1 protein-coding gene and 1 pseudogene are annotated in these 1,243 nt (G+C 63.1%); both read left to right on the top strand.

All coding sequences use genetic code 11. The annotated features are described in order from the left end of the window. The first annotated feature begins 142 nt into the window (after window positions 1–142). The gene (locus AOK15_RS45410) at window positions 143–742 is read left to right on the top strand and encodes a hypothetical protein (RefSeq protein ID WP_167738913.1); all 600 of its coding nucleotides are present in this window, start codon (window positions 143–145) and stop codon (window positions 740–742) included. 253 nt (window positions 743–995) lie between these two features. Next, window positions 996–1,243, top strand: a pseudogene (locus AOK15_RS39195) (site-specific integrase); the annotation flags it as partial.

Below are 1,243 nucleotides of genomic sequence, written 5' to 3'. Positions count from 1 at the left end.
CGGCTCCCGGCCGGGGGCTTCTGCCGTTCAGACCGATGAGCGGCAGCCCACGCCCGGTTACCCGACCCATCACGACCATCAGCACGCAAAGTCCAGCCCGAGGCGAGCCACATCCCCCTGCCCCCGCCACTCTTCCTTCTCTGTGAAGCTGCTGGCAGGCAGAACTACGAGATTACAAGTAGCCAAAGTTGCCCATAAATCGCTTATGGATGCAGCTGTGGTGGGGGTTTTCGGAGCCGTTGTCGGAGCTCTTGGCGGTCTGGGCGGTGGATGGATATCGATCAACGGCCAGAGGCGACACCAGCGGGAGCAGCTCTTAGAAGAGCGGTCCAGACGGGTACATGATGCTCGCATCGAGGCCTACACCGCCTACATATCGGCAGTTCGCGTACTCAACGGCATGTTGTGGACGCTCTTCGACGAGCTGACGGCGCCGAGGACCTCTCCTGATGTCTGGCGGGACTGTCTGATCGAGATTCACCAAGGCTGGGTGGACCTAAGTGCTACGGCGTCACGGGTGTGCATGATGGGCCCGACTGTGGTCGCGACCAAAGCCGAGTTGCTGCACGATGCCATGAGGGCGTGGCATGTCATTTGCACCGAGTGGGCACGCGAATCCATCAGGGCTGGTTCAGTCCATGGAGATCAGCAAGCCCGGTTCCGAGAGGCAGCCGACGCGAAAAGGTCCCAGATCAGGGTGTTTCAGGAGACTGCCAGACAGGCGTTGCGCACCGACGTCTGAGGTTGCGGCAGAGCCATCGCTACCTGAGCGGCCCTCCGCAGCGTGACGAAATCCCACCGCAACTCCTACCCTCCCCAGCTCCCATGCCGTCCGCCTTCGACCCACACNNGTGTGGGTCGAAGGCGTCGAGGTGGAGCGCGCCACTGCACGAACGACCTGGACGCCGTGGGCCGCGCCAACATCACTGACACGGACGGCAACCGGGTCCCGAAGACCGTCTACGGCGCTACATGGGACGAAGCCACTCAAGCAGGTGCAGCGGGAGAAGAGCGTGGGCCTGGTCCTCGAGGACCTCAAGACTGAGCCCTCACAGGCGGTGCTCGCCCTGCACAAGTTCTGTGCCCGTGTCCCGGAGGAGCGCCGGGAACTCCAAGAGCTGGAGAAGAGGATCGCCGCTCAGCACTGGGCCCAGGAAGGCGACCATGCCCTGATCTTCTCTTCCGGGGACGGTGGCATGATCGACCCGACGAGCTTCTCCCGCACCTTCGATCGCCTCGTGAA

The sequence above is a fragment of the Streptomyces ossamyceticus genome, assembly GCF_001418475.1.
Lineage (GTDB): Bacteria > Actinomycetota > Actinomycetes > Streptomycetales > Streptomycetaceae > Streptomyces > Streptomyces ossamyceticus.
The sequence above is the reverse complement of the archived record's forward strand: the minus strand, read 5'-3'. Positions and strand labels throughout refer to the sequence as shown.